Source organism: Cellulomonas sp. FA1 (genome assembly GCF_000986825.1).
In the GTDB taxonomy this organism is placed as follows: Bacteria; Actinomycetota; Actinomycetes; order Actinomycetales; family Cellulomonadaceae; genus Cellulomonas; species Cellulomonas iranensis.
Map to the genome: position 1 here is coordinate 3,053,874 of NZ_LBMY01000001.1, position 23,321 is coordinate 3,077,194.

General features: G+C 77.2%; 21 protein-coding genes. 9 read left to right on the forward strand and 12 right to left on the reverse strand.

Annotation, left to right across the window (positions count from 1 at the left end):
- Positions 1-34 precede the first annotated feature (34 nt).
- On the reverse strand, positions 35-253 hold the full coding sequence (locus tag GY42_RS13720; protein WP_046529750.1) for a hypothetical protein: 219 nt from the start codon (positions 251-253) through the stop codon (positions 35-37).
- A gap of 109 nt (positions 254-362) precedes the next feature.
- Positions 363-971 (reverse strand): DNA-3-methyladenine glycosylase I, encoded by a 609-nt coding sequence (locus tag GY42_RS13725; protein ID WP_082131563.1) that lies wholly within the window; start codon positions 969-971, stop codon positions 363-365.
- A gap of 139 nt (positions 972-1,110) precedes the next feature.
- Between GY42_RS13725 and GY42_RS18335 the strand changes: the two genes are divergently transcribed.
- Positions 1,111-1,959, forward strand: coding sequence for a hypothetical protein (locus GY42_RS18335; protein WP_152667333.1), 849 nt, complete (start codon positions 1,111-1,113; stop codon positions 1,957-1,959).
- A 188-nt stretch (positions 1,960-2,147) separates the two neighbouring features.
- Here GY42_RS18335 and GY42_RS13735 read toward each other — a convergent pair whose 3' ends face one another.
- The 8 genes from GY42_RS13735 to GY42_RS19495 all read right to left on the reverse strand — a co-directional run bounded on the left by GY42_RS13735 (position 2,148) and on the right by GY42_RS19495 (position 12,694).
- Entirely contained in the window at positions 2,148-3,386 is a 1,239-nt protein-coding gene (locus GY42_RS13735) for a saccharopine dehydrogenase family protein (protein WP_046529751.1), read from the reverse strand.
- A 112-nt stretch (positions 3,387-3,498) separates the two neighbouring features.
- Positions 3,499-4,281 (reverse strand): SCO1664 family protein, encoded by a 783-nt coding sequence (locus tag GY42_RS13740; RefSeq protein ID WP_046529752.1) that lies wholly within the window; start codon positions 4,279-4,281, stop codon positions 3,499-3,501.
- Positions 4,278-4,841, reverse strand: a complete 564-nt coding sequence (locus tag GY42_RS13745) for a DUF3090 domain-containing protein (RefSeq protein ID WP_046529753.1) — start codon at positions 4,839-4,841, stop codon at positions 4,278-4,280. Before GY42_RS13745 ends, GY42_RS13740 begins: the two co-directional genes overlap by 4 nt.
- A gap of 19 nt (positions 4,842-4,860) precedes the next feature.
- On the reverse strand, positions 4,861-5,565 hold the full coding sequence (locus GY42_RS13750) for an MSMEG_4193 family putative phosphomutase (RefSeq protein WP_046529754.1): 705 nt from the start codon (positions 5,563-5,565) through the stop codon (positions 4,861-4,863).
- Between the two features lie 107 nt (positions 5,566-5,672).
- A complete protein-coding gene (gene hrpA, locus GY42_RS13755; RefSeq protein ID WP_046529755.1) occupies positions 5,673-10,205 on the reverse strand; it encodes an ATP-dependent RNA helicase HrpA in 4,533 nt (1,510 codons plus the stop codon).
- A 104-nt stretch (positions 10,206-10,309) separates the two neighbouring features.
- On the reverse strand, positions 10,310-11,326 hold the full coding sequence (locus GY42_RS13760) for a cation transporter (RefSeq protein ID WP_046529756.1): 1,017 nt from the start codon (positions 11,324-11,326) through the stop codon (positions 10,310-10,312).
- The gene (locus GY42_RS13765) at positions 11,323-11,877 is read right to left on the reverse strand and encodes a transporter substrate-binding domain-containing protein (RefSeq protein WP_046529757.1); all 555 of its coding nucleotides are present in this window, start codon (positions 11,875-11,877) and stop codon (positions 11,323-11,325) included. The genes GY42_RS13760 and GY42_RS13765 overlap by 4 nt, the downstream gene beginning before the upstream one ends.
- Positions 11,878-11,980: 103 nt before the next feature.
- Entirely contained in the window at positions 11,981-12,694 is a 714-nt protein-coding gene (locus GY42_RS19495; protein ID WP_052748403.1) for a DUF1361 domain-containing protein, read from the reverse strand.
- Between the two features lie 467 nt (positions 12,695-13,161).
- Between GY42_RS19495 and GY42_RS19500 the strand changes: the two genes are divergently transcribed.
- The 5 genes from GY42_RS19500 to GY42_RS13795 all read left to right on the forward strand — a co-directional run bounded on the left by GY42_RS19500 (position 13,162) and on the right by GY42_RS13795 (position 19,304).
- Positions 13,162-13,659, forward strand: a complete 498-nt coding sequence (locus GY42_RS19500; RefSeq protein ID WP_046529758.1) for a hypothetical protein — start codon at positions 13,162-13,164, stop codon at positions 13,657-13,659.
- Positions 13,660-13,715: 56 nt separating this feature from the next.
- Positions 13,716-14,228, forward strand: coding sequence for an aminoacyl-tRNA deacylase (locus GY42_RS13780; protein ID WP_046529759.1), 513 nt, complete (start codon positions 13,716-13,718; stop codon positions 14,226-14,228).
- Between the two features lie 236 nt (positions 14,229-14,464).
- Entirely contained in the window at positions 14,465-14,845 is a 381-nt protein-coding gene (locus GY42_RS13785) for an STAS domain-containing protein (protein ID WP_082131564.1), read from the forward strand.
- Positions 14,846-14,895: 50 nt separating this feature from the next.
- On the forward strand, positions 14,896-16,068 hold the full coding sequence (locus tag GY42_RS13790; RefSeq protein ID WP_046529760.1) for an exonuclease SbcCD subunit D: 1,173 nt from the start codon (positions 14,896-14,898) through the stop codon (positions 16,066-16,068).
- Entirely contained in the window at positions 16,068-19,304 is a 3,237-nt protein-coding gene (locus tag GY42_RS13795; RefSeq protein ID WP_046529761.1) for an AAA family ATPase, read from the forward strand. Before GY42_RS13790 ends, GY42_RS13795 begins: the two co-directional genes overlap by 1 nt.
- Before the next feature lie 91 nt (positions 19,305-19,395).
- Here GY42_RS13795 and GY42_RS13800 read toward each other — a convergent pair whose 3' ends face one another.
- Positions 19,396-19,812: a hypothetical protein gene (locus GY42_RS13800; RefSeq protein ID WP_046529762.1), complete on the reverse strand. Its 417-nt coding sequence runs from the start codon at positions 19,810-19,812 to the stop codon at positions 19,396-19,398.
- A gap of 180 nt (positions 19,813-19,992) precedes the next feature.
- On the opposite strand from GY42_RS13800, the gene GY42_RS13805 reads away from it, so the two are divergent.
- The 3 genes from GY42_RS13805 (at position 19,993) to GY42_RS13815 (ending at position 22,387) form a co-directional block, all read left to right on the forward strand.
- The gene (locus tag GY42_RS13805) at positions 19,993-20,682 is read left to right on the forward strand and encodes an LmeA family phospholipid-binding protein (protein WP_046529763.1); all 690 of its coding nucleotides are present in this window, start codon (positions 19,993-19,995) and stop codon (positions 20,680-20,682) included.
- Complete coding sequence (locus GY42_RS13810; protein WP_046529764.1) at positions 20,679-21,443, forward strand: M50 family metallopeptidase; 765 nt, start codon at positions 20,679-20,681, stop codon at positions 21,441-21,443. Before GY42_RS13805 ends, GY42_RS13810 begins: the two co-directional genes overlap by 4 nt.
- A 107-nt stretch (positions 21,444-21,550) precedes the next feature.
- Complete coding sequence (locus tag GY42_RS13815) at positions 21,551-22,387, forward strand: IclR family transcriptional regulator (RefSeq protein WP_046529765.1); 837 nt, start codon at positions 21,551-21,553, stop codon at positions 22,385-22,387.
- A 96-nt stretch (positions 22,388-22,483) separates the two neighbouring features.
- Here the strand turns inward: GY42_RS13815 and map are convergent, their stop codons facing one another.
- Positions 22,484-23,263 carry a type I methionyl aminopeptidase gene (map, locus tag GY42_RS13820; RefSeq protein ID WP_046529766.1) on the reverse strand — a complete coding sequence of 260 codons (780 nt, stop codon included), beginning with the start codon at positions 23,261-23,263 and terminating at the stop codon, positions 22,484-22,486.
- Positions 23,264-23,321: the final 58 nt, after the last annotated feature.

Genomic DNA, 23,321 nt, shown 5'->3' on the forward strand with positions numbered 1-23,321 from the left:
ACCGCCCGGGGCGACGCCGGGTGGACGGCAGGGGTCAGCGGCGGCGGCGGTGCAGCGAGGGCAGCGCCTCGCGTGCCGTGCGCTGGTGCGGCAGACCGAACCAGGACGTCGCCGGGGTCATCACGGGGACGTCGTGCAGGCCCTCGTGCACGGCCGCGAGCACCTGCGGGTCGGGCTCGCCCGCCGTCCACCACGCCTCGTGCGCGGCCTGCACGGGGTCGTGCTGCCCGTCCGGGTGCGCGTGGTGGGTCATGGGGGCGACCTTAGCGGCGGTGGGAAGGGCCCCGTCGGCCGCCGGACGCTTGTTCACCCCACGCGTCACCCCGCCGGAGCAGCGCGCGCGCCACCCGGGGGACGCGGGGTCACCCGGCCACCACGACGCACGCCGCGAGGTGGTCGTCGACCACGCCGCACGCCTGCATCGCGGCGTACGCGGTGGTCGGGCCGACGAACCGGAAGCCGAGCGACTTGAGCTCCTTGGCCAGCGCGGCCGACTCGGCGGTCCGCGCGGGCACGTCGGCGTAGCTGCGCGGGCGCTCGCGGGGCGCCGTGGGCGCGTGCGACCACAGCACCTCGTCGAGCGTGCGGCCGGAGTCGTGCAGCGCGAGCAGCGCGCGGGCGTTCGCGATCGTCGCGTCGACCTTCGCGCGGTTGCGCACGATCCCCGCGTCCGCCATGAGCCGCGCGACGTCGTCCTCGCCGAAGGTCGCCACGACCTCGGGGTCGAACCCGGCGAACGCCGTGCGGAACGCCGGCCGCTTGCGCAGGATCGTGATCCACGCGAGGCCCGACTGGAACGCCTCGAGCGAGATCCGCTCGTACAGCGCGTGCTCGTCGTGGACCGGGACGCCCCACTCGTCGTCGTGGTAGGCCGCGTACACCGGGTCGCCGGAGCCGAAGCACCGGAACGGCTCGTCCTGCGCCAGCGGTGCCGCGGGCGTCGCGTCGGGTGAGGGGGCCGTGGTCGTCATGGCACGAGTCTGGCCCGTCCCGCCGACACCCCGCGTGGCGGTTCACGCCGCCGTGCGTCGCCGCCCGCCGGGCGGGCCTGGGGTCGGCCCGGATCCGTCCGAGGTGCGTGCCCCGGGCAACCGGAGTAGGCAGGGCTGCATGAGCACACCGGCAGCACCCGCCACTCCCGGTCCCGGTCCCACCCGCCGCGCGCCCTGGTGGCCGTGGGCCGTCGCGGTCGTCGTGCTCGTCGGCGTCGTCGTCGCGCTGCTCCTGACACGCGGCGGCGACGACGGCACGGCGGCCCCCACGACGTCGCCCACGCCGACCCCGGCGGCCACGACACCGACCGCACCGGCGAGCCCGAGCGCGACCCCGGCCGCGTCGCCGGCCACGACCGCGGGCTGCGCCCCGACGGGCGACGGGCCGCCCGCCGGCGCGGACGTCCGCGAGGTCGTCGACGTCGACGGCGACGGACGCCCCGACCAGGCGTGGCTCACGGGCGGCGCCGACCGTCGCATCGGCGTCACCACCGCGTCGGGCGCGACGTTCTCGGCCGCGATCGACTCGGCGAGCCCGGTGCCCGCGTCGGCCGTCGTGCAGCGCGTGCAGGCCGACGCGATCCCCGTCGTGCTCGTCGACCTCGGGCGCGAGGCCCGGCTGTGGTCGGTCGTCGACTGCGGGCTCGTGGCGCCCACCAACGCGCAGGGCCAGGCGTACACGTTCGACCGCGGGTTCGCGGGCCAGGGCACGGGCGTCGGCTGCACGCAGGACGGCGGTGCGCTGCGCCTCGCGGGCCTCGACGCCGTGAGCGCCGACGGCGGCACGTTCACGGTCACGCGCACGTGGGTCGACCTGGGCGACGGCGGCCGCACCGCGCGCAACGGCGCGGCCGAGCAGGTCGCGACGGGTGCCGCGGCGGACGACCCGGTCGTCACGACGGCGCAGCAGGTGTCGTGCGGCGACCTGCTGGCGGGCCGCGACGGCCCCGTCGAGCCCGCCGCCTGACGCACGGTCGCCCCGTCGTCGGACCCCACGCGTGGTCGGACCCCCACACATGGCGGACCCCCACGCGTGGCGGACCCCCACACGTCGACGGACAGCGGTACGGGTCGACGGACACGCGCGCGCGGGTGTCCGTCGACCGGGGGAGTGTCCGTCGGCGTGCCTGTCGTGCGGCGTGCGCCGTGCGGCGGTCAGGCGACGGGCGTCGCCTCGTCGGCCGCGTACGTGTGCCCGGCGGCGCGCAGCCGGGCGACGAGCACGTCGCCGAGCGCGGTCGCGGGGGTCAGCGAGCCCGCGCGGTCCGGCAGCCGGTCGCCGTCGAGCGCGAGCGCGAGACCCGCCTGCCCGAGCATGACGGACGTCGCGGCGTACCCCGGGTCGCCCGGACCGGCCGCCACGGCCGTGTACCGACGCCCCGACGTCGTCGTCGCGCGCACCTCGGAGCGGAACCACCCGTGCGCACGCGTGGCCGCGTCGGGGCCCGTGCCCGGCGCCGGCAGCACGCGCTCCAGCGCCCGTCCGACGCCCGGGACCAGCAGCAGCCCGCCGCCCACCACCAGGCCCGCGGCGACCCCCCCGGCCAGGGCGGCGCCGCGGGCGCCCGGGCCCGTGTCCACGACCTCGCCGTACCGCAGCCCGCGCCCGTACGCCCACCCGGTCAGCGCGTTGCTGCGCCGCACCACCTGCCCGTCGAACGACGCCATGACCCACGGGCCCGCCCACCGGCCGTCGGCCGCGCGCCGCGGCGGCGCGAGCGTCCGCGGCTGCGGGACGTCGGGCTCGGCGCCCCGGTCGGGGCTCAGCGCGTACGGGTCCCGCAGCAGCCGGCGGGTCGTGGCCGAGCGTCGCGCGTCGTCGAGCACGCCGCGCATCGACGCGACCGTGCCGCCCGAGACCCCGCCGCGCGCGCGGGCGCGCAGCCGCACGTCGACCAGCTCGCCGGCGCCGTCGGCGGCGGCCCGCGCGTGCAGCAGGTGCACCGCCAGGTCCGAGGGCACCGAGTCGTAGCCGCACGCGTGCACGAGCCGCGCGCCCGAGGCCCGCGCCGCCGCGCCGTACCGGTCGACGGCCGCGCGCACGAACGTCGCCTCGCCCGTGAGGTCCGCGTAGTGCGTGCCGGCCGCCGCGCACGCCCCGACCAGCGGCAGGCCGTGCCGCGCGTACGGGCCCACGGTCGACAGCAGCGCGCGGGTCGAGCGCGCGAGCCGGGCCAGCGCGGCGTCGTCCGCGGAGTCGGCGACGACGACGGGCCAGCCGTGCGCGACGTCCGGCAGCGCCGCCCGCACCTCCTCGAGCCGCGCGCGGCTGCGTCCCGCCAGCGCGACGCGCGTGCCCGGCGGTGCGTGGCGGGCGACGTGCTCGGCGACCAGCCGGCCCACGAACCCGCTCGCGCCGAGCAGGACGAGGTCGTGGTCCCGCGCGTCGGTCATGCTCGATGCTCACCCGGGCCCGCGACCCCCGCCACCGTGCGGCCGGACACGGCCGGGCCGGACCGTCAGCGCACCCGCCAGGCGCGGGACCGCGCGTGCGCGGCGGGCCGGCTCAGAACAGCGGCCACGGCACCGGCGACGACGCCGCCTCCGGCCCGGGGAACCGCCCGCTCGCGAGCAGCCGCTCGCACCGCGCGACCAGCGCGTCGACCTCGGCGCCGTCCAGCAGCGCCGCCAGCTCGTCGCCCAGCGCACCGTGCACGCCGTCGAGCACGCGCTCGACGCCCGCTCGCTCCTGCGCGTCGAGGTCCTCGCCCACCCATCCCCACAGCACGGTCCGCAGCTTGGGCTCGGTGTGGAACGTGACGCCGTGGTCGACGCCGTAGCGGTGGCCGCCCGCGACGGGCAGCACGTGCCCGCCCTTGCGGTCGGCGTTGTTGACGAGCACGTCGAGCACGGCCATGCGGCGCAGCGCGGGGGAGTCCTCGTGGACGACGGCCACCGGGCGGCCGCGCTCGTCGGCGCCCTCGAGGACCGTGCGCCACCCGGGCGGCACGGCCGTCGTCGGGACCACGTCGACGGGGTCCTGCTCCGGGTCGGCGTCCTGCCAGAGCTGCACCATGCCGGGGCCCAGCGGCCCGTCGCGCAGCCACGTGCGCGGCACGACGTCCCATCCCAGCGCCTGCGAGACGCGGTACGTCGCGACCTCGCGGCGGGCCAGCGTGCCGTCGGGGAAGTCCCACAGCGGCTGCTCGCCGGCCACCGGCTTGTAGACGACCTGCACGTCGCCGACGGTCCCGACGAACGTCGCGTTGGACGCCGTGGTCACGCGACCGACGACCACCAGCTCGCCGTCGAGGGTGTCGACGTCGTGCGCGTCGTCCGGGTCGGTCACGCGCCGTCGAGCGGGTCGCACACGTGACCGTCCGGGTCGACCGGCAGGCCGCACCGCGGGCACGCGGGTCGCCCGGCGCCCACGACGCGGCGCGTGCGCTGCACGAACGCCCGCGCGGTGCCCACCGGCATGCGCACCAGCAGGGCCTCCTCGGGCTCGTCCTCGTCGGCGTCCGCGAGGGCGAGCGGGTCGTCGTCGTCCGGCGCCTCCTGCAGCGGGAACGCCTCGACGACCACCTGCATCGTGCGCGGGTCCCAGCCCAGGCGCATCGTCCCGGTGCGGAACAGCGCGTCGTCGGGCGGGTCCAGCGGGTCGTCGTCGACGAGCTCGGGCGGGGTCTCGCGCGGGACGGAGACGGGGTTGTCCGCGTCGTTCGCGAGGTCGTCGAGCAGCTCCTCGATGAGGTCGGCGAGCGCGGCGGACTGCTGCTTCTCCAGCACGACGCTCGACGACCGGGCGCCCATGCGCGCCTGCAGGTAGAACGTGCGCTCGCCGGGGCGGCCCACGGTGCCGACGACGACGCGGTCCGGCCAGTCGAACTCGTGGACGCGGGTGGTCATCTTTCGAGTGTACGAACGGTCAGCGCGTCGCGTCGGTCGAGACGTGACCCGCACCGCCGCCGACCGGTGCGTCGTCGGCGGGGCGGGCGGCCGCGAGCCAGCCGAGGTCGTCGGACGAGCTGTTCGTGGTGACGACGCGCGGGCGCCCGGGCCCGTACTGGACGATCGAGACCGACGCGGGCCCGACGTCGAGGCGCTGGAACAGGTCGAGGTGCAGGCCGAGCGCGTCGGCGAGGACCGCCTTGACGACGTCGCCGTGGCTGACGGCCGCCCACACCGCCCCGGCGCCGTGCTCGCGCTCGACCGCGGCGTCGTGCGCGCGCACCGCCGCCACGGCCCGCGCCTGCATCGCCGCCAGCGACTCGCCGTCCGGGAACGTCACGGCCGACGGGTACGACTGCACCGTCGCCCACAGCGGCTCGCGCGCCAGGTCCGCGAGCGACCGGCCCTGCCAGTCGCCGTACCCGCACTCGGTGAGCGCGTCGTCGACCGTGAGCGTCGGCGTGCCGGCCTGCCGGGCGAGCAGCGCGTCCGCCGTCTGCCGGCACCGCTCCAGCGGGCTCGTCACGACCGTGACGAGCGGCACGACGGCGAGCCGCTCGGCGGTGCGCCCGGCCTGGCCGTGCCCGACGTCGTCGAGCAGCACGCCCGGGGTCCGCCCGGCGAGGACCCCCCGGACGTTGGCGTCGGTGCGGCCGTGGCGGACGAGCAGGACGGTGGCCATCCGGTCAGCCTAGGCAGCGCTGCCGCGCGCGCGACCGCACCGGCCGCGGTCCGACGCGGCGTCGCCTCGCGGCGACCCCGCCGGGACGTCGCGGCGGGCGCGTCGCGTCACGCGCCGAGCGCCGCCAGCGCCTTACGGATGCGCGTCGGCGAGACCGGCACGGGCGTGCCGAGCTGCTGCGCGAACAGGCTCACGCGCAGCTCCTCGACCAGCCACCGCACGTCGTCGAGCGCGGCGTCCCGCGCGGGGTCGGGGGACGCGGTGCGCGCTCGCTCGCGCGCGGCGACGTACAGGTCCTCGACGTCCTGCACCTGCCACGCGAGGTCCGCGTCGCGCTGCGGGTTCTCGGCGGCCTTGGCCAGGCGGTGCCGCGCGGCGCGCAGGTACCGGCCCAGCTGCGGCAGCCGGTCGGCACCGACCTCGGAGACGAAGCCGTCGTGCACGAGCGCGGCCGACTGGCCGCGCAGGTCCTGCGCGGTCGCGAGCAGCGCGAGGCTCGCGGAGCCGCGCACGTCGGCGTCGAGCTCGCGCCACGCCGTGAGCACGGCGACGAGGTCGGCGACGACGCGGTGCGTGTCGTCCTCGAGCGTGTCGCGGACCGCCTGACGCAGCGCGGCGTAGCCGTCGGCGTCGCGGACGTCGCGTGCGGGGCGCCCGGCCAGGTGGCGGGCCATGATCCGGTCGACGGCCGCGAGCTGCACGTCCGTGACCAGCGCGTCGGTCGACGCGTACGGCGACGCCGCGAGCGCGAGCGCCTGCGTGCCCGTCCAGCGCGACGTCACGCGGGGCGTCGCGAGGCCCACGTCGAGCAGGAGCAGCCGACGCAGACCACGGCGCGCGGCGGACTCGGCCGCGGCCGCGTCGGCCAGCACGCGCAGCGCGACGCTCACGCGCGGGCCGGTGCCCTCCTCGACGAGCGTCGGGTAGGCGCGCACCACGTCGCCGGCCGCGGAGGGCGCCTCGACGACGTCGGGCAGCGCGCCCGGCAGGTCGGCCGGCCAGGTCGTCAGGCCGGTGCGCTCGAGCGTCGGCCCGGGGCCGTGCTTCCCGCGCGCGACCGCGGCGGGCGTGGGGCCGGACCGCCCCGACGTCGCCGGTGCGGGGGTCGCGTCGGACGCGGGGACCGCGGCACCGGCCGGCGCGGCGGCCTCCTCCATCGCGGCCCGTACGGCGGTGCGCACGGCCGACGCGACGGCGTCCTGCGCGCGGTCCGCGTTGCGGCGCTGCAGCGCGAGCAGGTCGGTGCCCTCGTCGATCACGCCGCCGCGGTCGCCGACCACGCGGAACGTCATGCGCAGGTGCGCCGGCAGGCGGTCCTCGTCGACCGCGTCGGGCGGCACCTCGACGTCGCGCAGCGCTCGCACGGCGCGCGCGAACATCTCCCGGAACGACGGCGCCGCGTCGGCCGCGCGCACCGTGTCCTCCCAGGTCGCGGCGTTCTCGTCGAGCCACGCGTCGACCGCGCGCGCGACGTCCGGCGCGGGCACGAGCTGCACGCGCACGGGCTTGGGCAGCGCGCGGATCGTCGCGGTCAGCAGCTCGGCACGCATGCCGGGCACCATCCAGTCGAAGCCCTCGGGCCGCACGCGCGGCAGCTGCGACAACGGGACGTGCACGGTGACGCCGTCGGCCTCGGTCCCGGGCTCGAACTGGTACGTCAGCGGGAACGACAGGTCGCCCTGCGGCCAGCGCGACGGGAACGCCTGCTCGTCGATGTCGGCGGCGTCCTCGCCGACCAGCAGGTCACGCGTGTACGTCAGCAGGTCGGGGTCGGCGCGGCGTGCGTCCTTCCACCACCGGTCGAAGTGCCGTGCCGAGACCACGTCGGCGGGCACGCGCGCGTCGTAGAAGTCGAACAGCGCGTCGTCGTCGACCACGAGGTCGCGGCGGCGGGCGCGCGCCTCGAGCGCCTCGGCCTCGGCGAGCAGCCGCCGGTTCTCGTGGAAGAACCGGTGGTGCGTGGTCCACTCGCCCTGCACGAGCGCGTGCCGCAGGAACAGCTCGCGCGCGTGCTCGGGGTCGATCTTCGCGAGCAGCACGCGCCGCTGCGCGACCACGGGCACGCCGTACAGCAGCACCTTCTCGTCGACCATCGCCGCGCCCTGGCGCGTGGACCACGCGGGCTCGGAGTAGGTGCGCTTCACGAGGTGCGCGGCGGCCTCCTCGACCCACGCGGGGTCGACGCGCGCGACGTCCCGCGCCCACAGGCGCGACGTCTCGACGAGCTCGGCCGCCATGACCCACGACGGGGGGCGGCGCGCCAGCCCCGAGCCGGGGAAGATCGCGAACCGCGCACCGCGCGCGCCGAGGTACTCGTTGCGGGCGCGCGCGTCGGGGCGGCGCGGCTTGCCGTCGCGGCCCTTGGCGGGGGCGGCGGCGACGTCGGTGACGAGCTGCATGCCGACCTGCGACAGCAGACCGGGCAGCATCGCGCGGTGGATCGCGTCGCCGTCCCACGACCAGCGGGTCTGCACGCCGTCGGGGCCGGTGCGCTCGGCGGACTCCTGCGTGGGCGCACCGGTCGGGGTGTGCCGGCCGCCGTCGCGACGCCCGTCGCGGCCGTGGCCCGCTGCCGCGGGGACGTCGGACGACGCGGGCACCGGCGCGCCCTTGGCGTCGAAGCCCAGGTCCTTGGCCATCTGCCGGAGCTGCGCGACGACGTCCTGCCACTCGCGCACGCGCAGGTAGTGCAGGTGCTCGGCCTTGCACAGCCGCCGGAGCGCGGACCCCGACAGCTCGCGCTGCCGGTCGCGCAGGTACGTCCACAGGTTGAGGTACGTCAGCAGGTCGGACGTCGGGTCGGCGAACCGGCGGTGCATCGCGTCGGCGGTCTCGCGCTGCTCGGCGGGCCGCTCGCGCGGGTCCTGGATCGACAGCGCGGCCGTCACCACGAGCACCTCGCGCGCGACGCCGCGGCGCCCCGCCTCGACGACCATGCGCGCCAGGCGCGGGTCGATCGGCAGGCGCGCCAGCGCGCGCCCCGTCTCGGTGAGCTGCGTGCGGCCGTGGCGCTCCTCGAGCGCACCGAGCTCGGTGAGCAGCACGACGCCGTCACGCACCGAGCGCACGTCGGGCGGGTCGACGAACGGGAAGTCGACGACCTCGTCGGGCGACGTCACGACGCCCACCGCGATCATCTGCAGGATCACCGACGCGAGCGACGTGCGCAGGATCTCCGGCTCGGTGTACTCGGGGCGGGACTCGAAGTCCTCCTGCGAGTACAGCCGGATCGCGACGCCCGGTGCGACACGGCCCGAGCGCCCGGACCGCTGGTTGGCGGACGCCTGCGACACCGGCTCGATCGGCAGCCGCTGCACCTTCGTCGCCTTGGAGAACCGCGAGATGCGCGCCGTGCCGGGGTCGACGACGTACCGCACGCCCGGCACCGTCAGCGACGTCTCGGCGACGTTGGTCGCGAGGATCACGCGGCGGCGCGTGTGCGGCTCGAACACGCGCCGCTGCTCGGCGGCCGAGAGCCGCGCGTACAGCGGCACGACGTCCACGCCGAGCGCGTGCCGCGGGTCGCTGACCCGCGGTCCCAGGGACCCGCGCAGCGCGTCCTCGGCGTCGCGGATCTCGCGCTCGCCCGACAGGAACACCAGGACGTCGCCCGGGCCCTCGGCCATGAGCTCGTCGACGGCCTCCGTGATGCCCGTGACCACGTCGCGGTCCGGGCCGTCGTCGGGGGACAGCGGCTGGTACCGGATCTCGACCGGGTAGGTGCGGCCGCTGACCTCGACGACCGGCGCGGGCACGCCGTCGGGGTGCTCGTCGCTCGGCGGGGCGCCGAAGTGCCGTGCGAACCGGTCGGAGTCGATCGTCGCCGACGTGATGACGAGCTTGAGGTCGGGTCGCTGCGGCAGCAGCCGCGTGAGGTACCCGAGGATGAAGTCGATGTTGAGGCTGCGCTCGTGCGCCTCGTCGATGATGAGCGTGTCGTACATCCGCAGCATCGGGTCGCGCTGGATCTGCGCGAGCAGGATGCCGTCGGTCATCACCTTGACGAGCGTCGAGTCGCTCGACTCGTCCGTGAACCGCACCTGGTAGCCCACGACGCCGCCCAGCGGGACCCCGAGCTCGTCGGCGATGCGCTCGGCGACCGTGCGCGCCGCGATCCGCCGCGGCTGCGTGTGGCCGATCTGCCCCGCGCGGCCCCGGCCCAGCTCGAGCGCGATCTTCGGGATCTGCGTCGTCTTGCCCGACCCGGTCTCGCCCGCGACGACCACCACCTGGTGGTCGCGCAGGGCCGCGGCGATCTCGTCGCGCCGCGCCGAGACGGGCAGCTGCTCGGGGTAGACGATCGGGGGGAGCGCGACGTCCGCGCGGGCCTGCGCCGTGCGGGCCAGGTGCGCGTCGCGGGCTGCGGCGCGGGTCGCGTCGTCGTCGCGTCGTGCTCCGTCGCGTCGTGCCTCATTGCGTCGTGCTCCGTCGCGCGCGCGACGTGGAGCGCCGCCGCCGGCCGTGCCCTCACCGGCCGTGGCCACGCCGTCCGTGCTCTCGCGCGCGGAACCCTCGCCCCGCCGTCCGCGACCCCCACGCCGCCGCGGCGCACGACGCCGCGTCTCCGCACCGTCGGCCGCCGGGCTGCCGGCGTCGGCGTCGGCGGGGACGTCGGCGGGGGTGGGGTCGGACGTGCTCACGACCCACCATCCTCCCAGGCGTCCCGGCGGGGCTCACGCCGAATACCGGGACGCGGGGTCCGCGAGACCGGGCTCACCGCATCCGTGCGGCCGCAGAACGTTCCTCAGCCCGGTCTCGCTCCGGTGGCGCCCCGCAGTCCGGGAAGCAGCTCCTCCGGCAGCTCGTCGACCGGCACGACGACGAGGTCCTGCACCTTCCAGTCGAGCCCGGCGACGGCGTGCCACGCGTGCTGCAGCTGCGCCTGCGTGGGTATGCCGTCGCGCGGCACGACGAACGCCTCGACGTGGAACACGTGCCCCTCGTCGCGCACGCGGGACTGCGCCTGCGCGACCCACGGCAGCGCCCGCAGGGTCGCGTCGATGCGGTCGTGCAACGGGTGCGGCTGCGTGCCGTCGACCGTCGTGGCGCGTGCGTCCATGAGCGCCGCGACCGCCGAGCGCAGGTTGCGGACGCCGTCGTGCAGGATGCTGCCGGAGATGAACAGCGCGGCGACCGCGTCGGCCCACCACAGGCCCGCACCGATGCCGAGCACGCCCACGATCCCGCCGACGGCGGTCATCCAGTCGGCCTTGTTCATGTCGGCGTCGGCGTAGAGCACGCGGTCGTGCAGCTGCTCGGCGAGCGGCATCTTGGCGCGGCCCAGCAGCACGGGCGGCACGATCGTGTACGCGAGGACCGCGACCATCAGCCAGCCCGCCCAGATCTCGTGCCCCAGCACGACGATCAGCCCGACGGGCGGGTGCTCGCCGGCCAGCAGGCCCGACAGCGAGTCGAACACGAGGAACGCGCCCATCGTCAGCAGCGCCGTCGCGGCCACCAGGTGACCGACGCCGACCGACCGGTGGTAGCCGTAGGGGTGCCGCTCGCTCGGCACCCTGCCCGTGACGTGCAGCGCCACCAGGAACGCGACAGGCGGGATGAACGACAGCAGGTCCTCCGCCCACGCGGCCTTCATGGCCTGCGAGCTGCCCATGACGAGGTACGTCGCCGTCACTGCCGTGACGAGGAACCCGATCGTCAGCCACGCGAGCCGCACCGCGCGGCGGCGTGCGCGCTGCGCGTCGGGCGGCAGCTCGGTGTTGCCGAACCGGAACGACTGCTGCACGGCTCCCTGCGTCACGGCGCCGTCACCTCCTGGTCGAGCAGGTGCCGCTCGAGCGCGACGAGGAACGCGTTCTCGCCCATCGGCGCGAGCACGACGTGCCCCTCGGGCTTGCCGTGCTCGTCCGTGACGGTCGTGTAGGCCACCGTCACCGCGGCCTTCGACGTCCACGGCGTCGACGCCGTGAACCCGCCCACGACCACGTCGAGCCGGCCCTCCTCGAGGTCGGCGACGAGCGCCTCCTCACCGCCGGTGGTCCACGTGACGTCCGCGCCGAGCGAGTCCGCGAAGTCCTCGACGAGCGCGACCTCGACGCCGTCGGGCGACCCGTCCGGGCCGAGCGTCGTCCACGGCTCGTGCGGCGAGAGGCCGGCGCGCAGCTCGCCGCCGCGCACGCGCTCGAGCGTGCCGTCGGGGTCGGTCGGGAACGTCGGGGCGTCCGCGCCGCAGCCGGTGAGGGCGACGAGGGCGAACGCCCCGGCGACGAGCGCGGCGCCGCGGGCGCGGCGGGCGGCGCGGTGCGCGTCACGCGTGCCGGCACGCGTGCGGCGACGGCGGGAGGACGTCATGCCGTCATCGAACGCCGGGACGCGCGTCCGCGCACGTCAGGGAGGTGGATGCCGACCCGTCGTGCACGGGTCGCGGTGGGCCGGGCGCCGGCGACGCGGCCCGTCAGCGCAGGCGCTCGAGCTCCACGAGCCCCTGCACGACCGGCCCGACCACCACGAGGTACATGAGGCCGAAGAACAGCGCCCCGAGCAGCGTGAACCCGATCGCGTCCCCCAGGCGCCCGGGCGTGCGCAGGTGCCGCACGACCTTGCGGACCAGGTGCGTCGGGTGCTTCACGTCCCACGAGTTCAGGCGCACGTGCCGGCCCAGGTAGATCCCGAACGCGACGAGCAGCAGGACGACCGCCTCGACCGCGCGGGCCTCCGTACCGGCGAGCGGCGCGACGGTGTCCCCGTACCGCAGGATCACCCACGCGAGGATCACGAGGAACACGTTGAGCACGGTCGTCAGCACGCCCGACATCGCGAGCACCAGGACGAGCAGCACGTCGTACCACTCGGGCACGCGCTCGCCCTCGCGCCGGTGGTTGAGGTTGAGCTCGGTGATGAGGTACCCCGCGTTCGGCAGCATGAGCAGCCACACGACCCCGAGGACGATCCCGGAGCCCCACACGACGGCGGGCGGTGCGCCGCGGGAGATCAGCGGCAGCAGCACCACGACGGCGACCGCGAGCACGACGAACGGCGCGACGGACAGCGCGAGGTTGAGCAGCATCGGGCGGTACAGCCGTGTCCGGTAGACGGGGGCCCGCGCGACCACCAGCGCCGCCGCGAACAGGTTCATCAGCAGGACCCCGACGACGAGGCTGTTCAGCACGCGTTCTCCCTCCGCACCGTACGTCGCGCGGCGGGCACCGTCCGCACGCGTGCGCTCATGGAACCAGCCCGGCGGCGCTCCCGCCCGCGGTCCACCCTCGCCGGGGTCCGCCCCGCCGCGGTCCGCCCCCGCCGGGCTCGCTCCCGCCGCGGGCGGCTCCCGTCGTGATCCGCGCCCGCGTGCCTCTCCGCCCGCCGGCCTCCTGCGCCGTCCCGCCACCCGCTCCGCGACGGACAGCGGTACGGCACGGCGGACAGCGGCACGCAGGTGTCCGTCGTCCGTGCGGCTGTCCGTCGCCGGAGGGGGCGGCGGCCGTGCGCGGGTGGCCGAGCGTGGGTGGCGTCGCCGGGTGCGCGACGAGGGGTAGCCCTTTCGGGTGAAGGGCGGGGCGTGTCGCTCGTCCGGACGGCATGCTGGTCGTTGGGTGATTCGTCCGGATCGGCCGACGGCGACGGAGCGGAGGCAGCGTGCTCGACCACCCGTGGCCGCCGCCGTCGCCCGGCCCGCAGCAGCCACGCGACGCGCACGGTGCGGCATGGCGCAACGGCACGCAGCCCCGGCACGCGGCCGCGCCGAGCCGGCCCGGGGCGTCGGGGTGGCCCGACCTGGCGGGTGAGCCTGCGGCGCGACGACGTCACGACGACGCGCACTCGGCGGACCGCGACGACCGCGAGGGCCGCGTCGGTCCGTGGCGCGCGGGCCGCCCCGAGGGCGAGGCCTCGCGTGGACGCCCACCCGGGTCCGGCACCTCCTGGGAGCCGGCTGCCGCGTGGATCCCGCAGCCCACCCCCGCGCCCGAGCAGCGGTGGACCCCCGAGCAGGACTGGCTCACCGCCTTCGCCGCTGCGCCCGCGGTGGCGCCGGTGCGCCCGCGCCGCGCCGCGCTGCGCGTCTGGGGCCCCGTGCTCGCGGTCGCCGTGCCGCTCGTCCTGGTCCTCGCGGCCGTCGCCCTCGCGCGGGGCTAGAGGTCGGGGCTGCGCGTGGCCCGTCCCTCGCGCCTCGCCGGGGCTACCGTGGCCGCATGAGCGACCCGACCGTGCCCGCGACGCCCGACTCCGAGCTGCGCACCGACGGCGAGCGCCGCGTGGTCGAGGCCCTCGACGCCGCGGGCGTGCCGTACGTGCGCACGCGGCACGGGCGCGTCGGCTCGCTCGTGGAGGCCGCGGCGGCGCGCGGGATCGCACCGGCGGACCTCGTGAAGACGATCGTCGTGCGCCGCGGCGACGACGACTACCTGCTGGTGCTGCTGCCGGGGGACCGCACGATCTCGTGGCCTCGTCTGCGGGCGCTGCTCGGCGTCAACCGGCTGTCGATGCCGGACGCGGCGGTCGCCAAGGACGTCACGGGCTTCGAGCGCGGCACGATCACGCCGTTCGGCACGACGCGCACGTGGCCGGTCGTCGTCGACGCGCGGGCCGCGGGGCGGACGGTGTCGATCGGCGGCGGCGGGCACGGCGTCGGGATCGAGCTCGCGGTCGACGACCTCGTGGCCGCGCTGGGTGCGACCGTCGCGGAGGTCGGCGAGGCCGAGTGACGGTCCGACCCCGGGTCCCCGTCCCCCGGGCCTCGGGTCAAGCGGGGGTCAAGCCCGGGTGCGGCAGGAGTAGGGTGCGGGAACGCGCGCGGTGCGCCGCGCGTTGTGGCGAGGGATGGCAGGTCCTTGTCGCCGTTCGGCGCGCGGGTGTCGGAGGGCGCAGGTAGCGTCGATCCGCCCGTCGCACCCCGGTACGACGACGTACCGACCCGAGGCACGAGGAGCACGAACGCCACATGACGGAGCTGACGAGCGTCGTCGAGCCCATGCCGTCGACCGTGGAGCAGACGATGACCGTGGAGCACGCGATCCGCGTCGAGCACCGCGAGGACAAGGCCGTGGTCTGCCTGGTCGGGGAGATCGACGCGTCGCTGCGGGAGTCCGCGTCCGCGTCGATGGGGCTCGCGCTCATGAGCGGGCTGCCCCTGCTGGTCGACGCGACCGAGGCGACGTTCGTCGACTCGTCGGGAGTCGCGTTCGTGCTGCAGCTGCACCTCGCGGCCAGCGAGGCGCAGATCCCGCTCACGCTGCGCGACCCGCACCGCGTGCTGCGCGACGTGCTCGACATGGTCGGCCTCGGCACCGCGATCCCCGACGAGGGCGACGCCCCCGCCTGACCCACGGCGTCGTCCCCGACGGTGTCGGTGGGCTCGGTTAGGTTCGCCGCATGCGGCTGCTGCACACGTCGGACTGGCACCTGGGCCGGACCCTGCACGGGGTCGACCTGCTGGACCACCAGTCCGCCTACCTCGACCACCTGGTCGACGTCGTGCGCAGCGAGTCCGTCGACGCGGTCGTCGTCGCGGGCGACGTGTACGACCGGGCGATCCCGCCGGTCGAGGCCGTCACGCTGCTGTCCGACACGCTCGCGCGCCTCGCGGAGCTCACGACGGTCGTCGTGACGTCGGGCAACCACGACTCGGCGACGCGCCTGGGCTTCGGCGCCGCGCTCATGCGCGAGCGCGTGCGGCTGCGCACGCGCGTCGCGTCGCTCGCCGAGCCGGTCGAGGTCGGGGACGTGCTCGTGTACGGCCTGCCCTACCTCGACCCGGACGTGTGCCGGGCCGAGCTCGCACCGGTCGCTCCGGACGGGTCGCGTGCGCTGCTCGCGCGCTCGCACGAGGCCGTGACGACCGCGGCGATGGCGCGCGTGCGCGCCGACGCAGCCGCGCGTGCCGCGGGCGGCGACCGGCGGCGGGTCGTGGTCGCGGCGCACGCGTTCGTCGTCGGCGGCCTGGCCAGCGAGTCGGAGCGGGACATCCGCGTCGGCGGCGTGGACCACGTGCCGGCCGCGGTGTTCGCGGGGGCCGACTACGTCGCCCTCGGGCACCTGCACGGCCCGCAGGTCGTGGGCGGTCCCGCCGGCACGACGCTGCGCTACTCGGGCTCGCCCCTGGCGTACTCGTTCTCGGAGCGCCACCAGACCAAGTCCACCGTGCTGGTCGACCTCGCGGGCGACGCCCCGGTCACGACCCTCCTGCCCGCACCCGTGCCGCGGCGGCTGACGGACCTCACGGGCACGCTCGACGACCTGCTGGGCGCCACGGGCGAGCCGCACGTCGACGACTGGGTGCGCGTCACCGTCACCGACGCGGCACGCCCGGCCGAGCTGTTCCGCCGGGTCCGGCAGCGGTTCGCGCACGCGCTCGTCGTGCAGCACCGCCCCGACCGGCCCGACGACGCGCGCGAGCGGCTCGCGCTCGTCACCGCAGCGGCCGACCCCGTGCAGGTCGCCGCGGACTTCGTCACGCACGTCACCGGCGGCGCGCCCACGGACGCCGAGCGTGCCGTGCTGCGCGCCGCGCACGAGCACGTGCTCGCGGCGGAGCGGAGCGCCTGATGCACCTGCGCTCGCTCACCGTCCAGGCGATCGGCCCGTTCGCGGGCCGTCACACGGTCGACGTCGACGCGCTGGCCGCCTCGGGGCTGTTCCTGCTCGAGGGGCCGACGGGTGCGGGCAAGTCCACGCTCATCGACGCCGTCGTGTTCGCGCTGTACGGCAAGGTCGCCGGTGCGGACGCGTCCGACGAGCGGCTGCGCTCGGCGTACGCGGCGGACGACGTCGAGAGCGTCGTCGACCTGGTGTTCGAGGTGCCGTCGGGCGTGTACCGCGTGCGGCGGACGCCCGCGTACCAGCGGGCGAAGCGGCGCGGCACGGGCACGACGACCGCGCAGGCGAGCGTCAAGGCGTGGCGCCTGCCGGCCGACGCCGACGTCGCGGGCGCCCCCGACGCGCTCGAGGGCGTGGGCGAGCTGCTGGGCACGCGGCTCGACGAGGTCGGTGCCGAGCTGCAGCGCGTGGTCGGCCTGGACCGCACGCAGTTCGTGCAGACGGTCGTGCTGCCGCAGGGCGAGTTCGCGCGGTTCCTGCGCGCGACGGGCGAGGAGCGGCGCGTGCTGCTCCAGAAGATCTTCGGCACGCAGGTGTACGAGCTGATGCAGCAGCGGCTGGCTGCGCTGCGCGCCGAGTCGGCCCGCACGGTCGAGGCGGCGCGCACGGCGCTCGGGCACGCGGTCGAGCACCTGCTGGGCGCGTGCGGCCTCGACGCCGACGAGCAGGCGGCGGCCCGCGCGCTGCTCGACGAGGCGGTGGTCGGCTCACCCGTCGCGGCGCGTGTCGCGGACGCCGTCACGGCGACCACGGGCGGGCTCACGTCATCGGCCGCCGACGTGGCCGCGCGTGCCGACGCGGCCCGCGCGGCGTGGCAGAGCGCGCGGACCGCGCACGACGAGGAGCGGCGCCTGGCCGGGCTCGTCGCGCGCCGTGCCGCGCTGCACGCCGAGCGCACGCTCCTCGCCGACGCCGCCGAGCAGCACGCCGACGACGTGCGATGCCTCGGCCTCGCGCGCGCCGCCGCAGCCGTCCGGCCCCTGCTCACCGGCTGGCGCGACGCCTGCACCGCGCACGAGGGCGCGCTCAAGGCCCTCGTCGCGACGGCCGACGTCGCACCGGCCGCGCTGCTGCGGGTCGGGGACGTCGCCGACGTCACGACCCTGCTGGCCGCGACGACCGGCACGACGCCCGACGGTCCCGCCGCTGCCGGCACGGCGTCCGACGGTCCCGCCGCTGCCGGCACGACGCCCGACGGTCCCGCCGCCGGCACGGCCGGGGCGTCGGCCGCGCCCGGGCCGGACGCCGACGCCGAGCGGGTGCTCGACGCGTGGCGCACCCACCTGCGCGCCGCGCGCACCGACGCGGCCGAGGACGCCGCGGCCCTGCGACGGACGGTCGAGACCGAGGCGGGCCTCGTCGCGCGCCGGCGCACGGTGCGCGACCTCGCGGCCGTGCTGGACGACCTGCGCGCCGAGGCCGCGGCGGCCACCGAGTGGCTCGCGCAGCGCCCCGCCGCGCGCGCCGCCGTCGAGCAGCAGCGGGACGCCGCGCGCGCGGCGGCCGCGGGTGCCGAGGCGGCCGCGACGGCGCTCGCCGCGGCCCGCGCGCTCGCCGCCGACGTCACCGCGCTCGCCGCCGCGCGCCGGGAGCTCACCGAGGCCGAGGCCGCCGTGCGCGCCGCCGCCGACGACGCGCTCGCCGCGGTGCAGGCCGAGAGCGCGCTGCGGTCCGCGCGTGTCGCGGGCCTCGCCGGCGAGCTCGCCGCGACGCTCGTGCCGGGCGACGCGTGCCCCGTGTGCGGCGCCGTCGAGCACCCGGCTCCCGCGTCGGTCGGGGCCGACCACGTCACGGCCGACCGGGTGTCCGCCGCCGAGGCCGTGCGTGCGGCCGCCGAGCGCGTCGTCGCCGAGGCCGGCGCGCACCGGGCCGGCCTCGCCGAGCGCGTCGCCGGCCTCGCGGCCCGCACCGGCCCGCACGACGCCGCGTCGGTCGCCGGGCTCGTGCAGGACGCCGAGCGGCGCGTGGCCGACGCGACGGCGGCGGCCGCACGCGCGACCGCGCTCGACGCCGACCTGCGCGACCACGACGCCGCGACCCGGGACCGCGAGACGCTCCGGGACGAGGTCCTCGCGCAGGTGCGGACCGCCGAGCTGCGGCTCGAGACCGAGCGCGACACGCTCGCGCGCGCCGAGGCCGAGGTGCTCGAGGCGCGGGGCGACCACCCGACCGTCGCCGCGCGGCACGCCGCGCTCGAGGCGCTCGCGCAGCGCGCCGACGACCTGCTGGGCGCGCTGGACGCCGAGCGCGCCGCCGCGGCCGACGCGCGCCGTCGCCGCGACGAGGCCGACCGCGCCGTCGCCGAGCACGGGTTCGCCGACCACGACGCCGCGCACGCCGCGTGGTGCCCGGCCGACGTGCTCGCCGACCTCGAGCGGCGCGTCCTCGCGCACAGCGCGGCGGCGGCACGTGTCGCGGCGGCCCTCGCCGAGCCGGACCTCGTCGCGCTGCCCGAGCGCGTCGAGCTCGACGTCGCCGCGGCCGAGCGCGTCGAGCGCACCGCCCGCGCCGCGCTCGACGAGCTGGACGGGCGGGCGCGCGTCGCAGCCGCCCGCGCGACCGCCGCCGCGGACGCCGCGGCACGCGTCCGGACGGCCGCGGACGCGCTCGACACGGCCGTCGCCGCGGCCGCGCCCGTCACCCGCATGGCCAACCTCGCCGCCGGCACCGGCAGCGACAACGCGCACGCCCTCTCGCTCGCGACGTACGTGCACGGACGCCGGTTCGAGGACGTCGTCGCCGCCGCGAACGACCGGCTCGCCGTGATGTCCGACGGCCGCTACGAGCTCGTGCGCTCCGACGAGAAGGAGGACGTGCGCACCCGCACGACCGGCCTGTCGATGCGGGTCGTCGACCACCGCACCGAGCGCGCGCGCGACCCGCGCACGCTGTCCGGCGGCGAGACGTTCTACGTGTCGCTGTGCCTCGCTCTCGGCATGGCCGACGTCGTCACCGCCGAGGCCGGCGGCGTCGAGCTCGGCACGCTGTTCGTGGACGAGGGGTTCGGTGCGCTCGACCCGCACGTGCTCGACCAGGTGCTCGCCGAGCTCGGCCGGCTGCGCAGCGGCGGTCGCGTCGTCGGCGTCGTCTCGCACGTCGAGGCGCTCAAGCAGGCCGTCGCCGACCGCATCGAGATCCGCCCCACCCCCGAGGGACCGAGCACGCTGCGCGTCCTGGCGGGCTGACGGCGCCCGTCCGACGGCGCCGGGCCCTGCCCCACCTCGTCCTGCGGCACCTCGTCGAGCCTCACCTCGTCCAGCCTCACCACGTCCGGCCTCACCACGTCCAGCCCCGCGCGGCGAGCTCGACCTCCTCACGGAACCGCTCCTGCGCGTCGCCCAGGGCCGCCGGCCGGACCTCGACGCCCGCCAGCCCGCACGCCTCCGCCAGGAGCGCGTCGTACGCGAGCCGCGACGCGATGATGCGCTCGGCGCGGGCGTACGCGTGCACGTCGACCTCGAGCCGGCGCACGTGGTCCGCGACCGCGCCGAGCCGCTGCTGCACGCGCAGGGTCCGGAACGGGTCGTACGGCTCGGGCTCCGGGTGCCGCAGGCGGGCGGCCACCGCCTCGAGCCGCGCCGCCAGCCACGTGCGCCAGCGCGGCGGCTCGTCCGGCGACGGGAACAGCGACCAGACACCGAGCAGCACGACGCTCGGTGCCACCGAGACCACCAGAAGCAGGAACCAGGTCATCGCGCGTCCTTGGTCGAAGCCCTGCCACGAGCCTAGGCAACCGCTGTGACGTGCGCCACAGGATGGTGCCGCGCCGGGTGCGCGGGCCGCGCGCCCCGCGACCTCCCGTGCCGGGGCGCCTACCGTGTGGGGCCGGGGCACCGGCCCGCACGGGCCGGGCACGACGAGGACGGGGAGCCGATGGGAGCCAGAGGGGTCGTCGCGGGGGTCGTCGCGCTCGGACTCGTAGGGGTGGGCACGTACGTCGGTGACCGGTTCGCGCGGGACGCCGCGCAGGAGCGCGCCGCGCAGGTGGTCACGCAGCAGCTCCAGGTCGACGGCGAGCCCGACGTGCGGATCGACGGGTTCCCGTTCCTCACGCAGCTCCTGGCACGCTCGCTCGACGACGTCGGCGCCACCGCCGCGGGCGTGGTGTTCGAGGGCGTGCGCGCGACCGACGTCGTCGTCGACGCGACCGACGTGTCGCTCGAGTCCCCCTACCGGGTCGGGCACGCGCGGCTGCAGGCGACGCTGCCCCCCGAGTCGATCGAGCGGGCCGTCGCCGACCGTGCGAACCTCGTCGTCGACGTCACGGTCGACGGCGACGTGCTGCGCGCGTCCGGCCAGGTGCTGGGCGCCCCGCTGACGGCCGGCCTCGTGCCGCGCGTCGAGGACGGGCGCCTGCTCGTCGACCTGCGCGACGTCACGCTCGGGGTCGGTGCGCTCCAGGTGGACCGCCTGCCCGACGCGATCGCCGACCGGCTCACCGGGCTCGAGGTCCCGCTCGGCGGTCTGCCCGAGGGCGTGACGCTCGAGAGTGTCGCGGTCGTGCGCGACGGCGTCCGGTTCGTCGCCGGCGGCACCGACGTCGTGCTGGAGCAGTCCCCGTGACGACCGCGCGGCTCGGGGCCGCCCCCGACGTCTCGGGCGTCGCCGACCTGTGGCAGCGCGTGACGACCGCGCAGCCCGCGCCCGACCGCACGACGGTGCTCGCCGTCGGCGCCGCGGTGCTGGTCGCGCTGCTCGTGCCCGGCCTGTGGCACCTGCTGCGCCACGGCCTGACGATCGTCCACGAGGCCGCGCACGCCGCGGTCGCGGTGCTGGTGGGCCGGCGGCTGTCGGGCATCCGCGTGCACTCCGACACGTCGGGGCTCACGGTGTCGCGCGGCAAGCCGCGCGGGCCGGGCATGGTGGCGACCGTGGCCGCCGGCTACCCCGGGCCCGCGCTGCTGGGCGTCGCGGCGGCGTGGCTGCTGTCCCGCGGGTACGCGTTGGGCGTGCTGTGGCTGCTGCTCGTCGTCGTGGTCCTCGTGCTGCTGCAGATCCGCAACTGGTACGGGCTGTGGGCCGTGCTCGTCAGCGGGGCCGTGCTCGTCGGCGTCACCGGGTGGGCCCCGGCGGGCGCGCAGACGGTCGTCGCCGCGGGGATCACGTGGTTCCTGCTGCTCGGCGCGCCGCGGGCCGTGCTCGAGATGCAGACCCAGCGCGCCCGCCTCGCACGGCGCGGCGGGCGCGACACCTCGGACGCGGGTCTGCTGGCGGGGCTCACGCACCTGCCGGCGGTCGTGTGGGTCGCGATCCTGCTGCTGGTGTGCCTCGCCGCGCTCGTCGCGGGGGGAGCGTGGCTGCTCGCGGCGTGGCCGGGCGCCTGACCTGCGGCGTCACCCGTCGGTGGGACATGGGTGCGCGTCGGTGTGCACGGGGCGACATCGGCCCGACGTCCCACCGGACGTGCGTCCAGGTCTGCCAGAGTGATGCGGTGAGCACAACACCGGACGACGAGGCCCGCCCGGCGCGCAACGAGTCGCTCTCGCTGCGACGTGCGCTCGCCCTGCTCGACGTGTGCGCGCAGGACTCCGACCCCGCGGGCCTCACGGCCGCCGAGATCGGCCGCCGGCTCGACGTCCACAAGTCCACGGTCCTGCGCCTCGCGGCGCCGCTGCTCGAGGCCGAGCTGCTGCGACGCGACGCGAGCACCAGCCGGTTCCGCCTCGGGCCGGGCGCGCTGCGCCTGGGCCACGCGTACCTCGCGAGCCTCGACGTCGAGACCGTCGCGGCCGGCCCGCTCGACGACCTGGCGCGCACGAGCGGCTGCACCTCGATGCTCTCGGTGCCGGACGGGCTCCAGGTCCGCGTCGCCGGCCGGCGACCCGCACCGGGCGCGGCGGGCCGTGCGACGGGGCGTGTTCCCGCGAGCGTGCCCATGCACTGCTCCGCGAGCGGCAAGGCGATCCTGTCGTTCGCGGCGCCGTCGCTCGTCGACCGCGCGGTCGCGGCCGGGCTGCAGGCGGCGACGCCGCGGTCGATCACCGACCCGGGCGAGCTGCGCGCCGAGCTGATGCGCACGCGGCGGCGCGGCTTCGCGGTCGACGACCGCGAGCTCGACCCCGACCTGCGGGCGGTCGCGGCGCCCGTGCTCGACCACACGGGGGACGTGGTCGGTGCGCTCTCGGTCGTCGCACCCGCCGCTCGGATGCCGGCGGCGGCCGTGCAGGAGCACGCCCGCGCGGTCGTGCACGCGGCCCGGACCGTCACGCGGCACCTCGGCGGCGTCGCGGGGCCGGGCGTCGACGTGCACGCGCGCCGCGGCGCCTGACGGCGTCGTCTCCTGACCCGTCGGCCCCGACCGCGGACCCGCTGCCCGGTCCGGGACCGGAGCGGCGCACGGGTGCGCCCGCGGCGCCGGGGCGTCTCAGTCCGTCGAGGTCGGCAGCGTGAGGATCTCCACGCCGTCCTCCGTGACGGCGACGGTGTGCTCGGTGTGGGCCGTGAGGCACCCCGTCGCGCTGCGCAGGGTCCAGCCGTCGGCGTCGGTGACGAGCTCGTCGGTGTCGGCCATGACCCACGGCTCGAGCGCGAGCAGCAGCCCGGGGCGCAGCGTGTAGCCGCGCCCGGGCCGGCCGGTGTTGGGGACGTGCGGGTCCTGGTGCATGGTCGAGCCGATGCCGTGCCCGCCGAACTCGGTGTTGACCGGGAACCCGGCGCCGGTGAGGACGGTGCCGATCGCGTGCGACAGGTCGCCGATGCGGGCGCCGGGCCGGACCTCCGCGATCGCCGCCGCGAGCGCGGTCCGGGTCGCCTCGATGAGCGCGTCGGCCTGCGGCGACGGCCGCTCGCCGACGACGAAGCTGATCGCGGCGTCGGCCGCGACGCCGTCCTTGAGGACCGCGAGGTCGAGCGTGAGCAGGTCGCCGTCGGCGAGCACGCGGTCGTGCGGGAGGCCGTGCAGCACGGCGTCGTCGACCGACGTGCACACGTAGTGGCCGAACGGTCCGCGGCCGAACGACGGCGCGTAGTCGACGTAGCAGGACTGCGCACCGGACTCGCGGATCAGCTGGGCGGTCCACGCGTCGATCTCGAGCAGGTTGGTCCCGGCCCGGGTGCGACGCCGCAGCTCGGCGAGGATGTCGCCGACGAGGCGCCCGGTCACGCGTGCGCGTGCCAGCTCGGACGGGGACAGGATCTCGATCATGCGGGGGGTCCTTCGCGGGAGGTGCGGGGTGGGGCGGGGGCCCGGGAGGCCGGCGCGC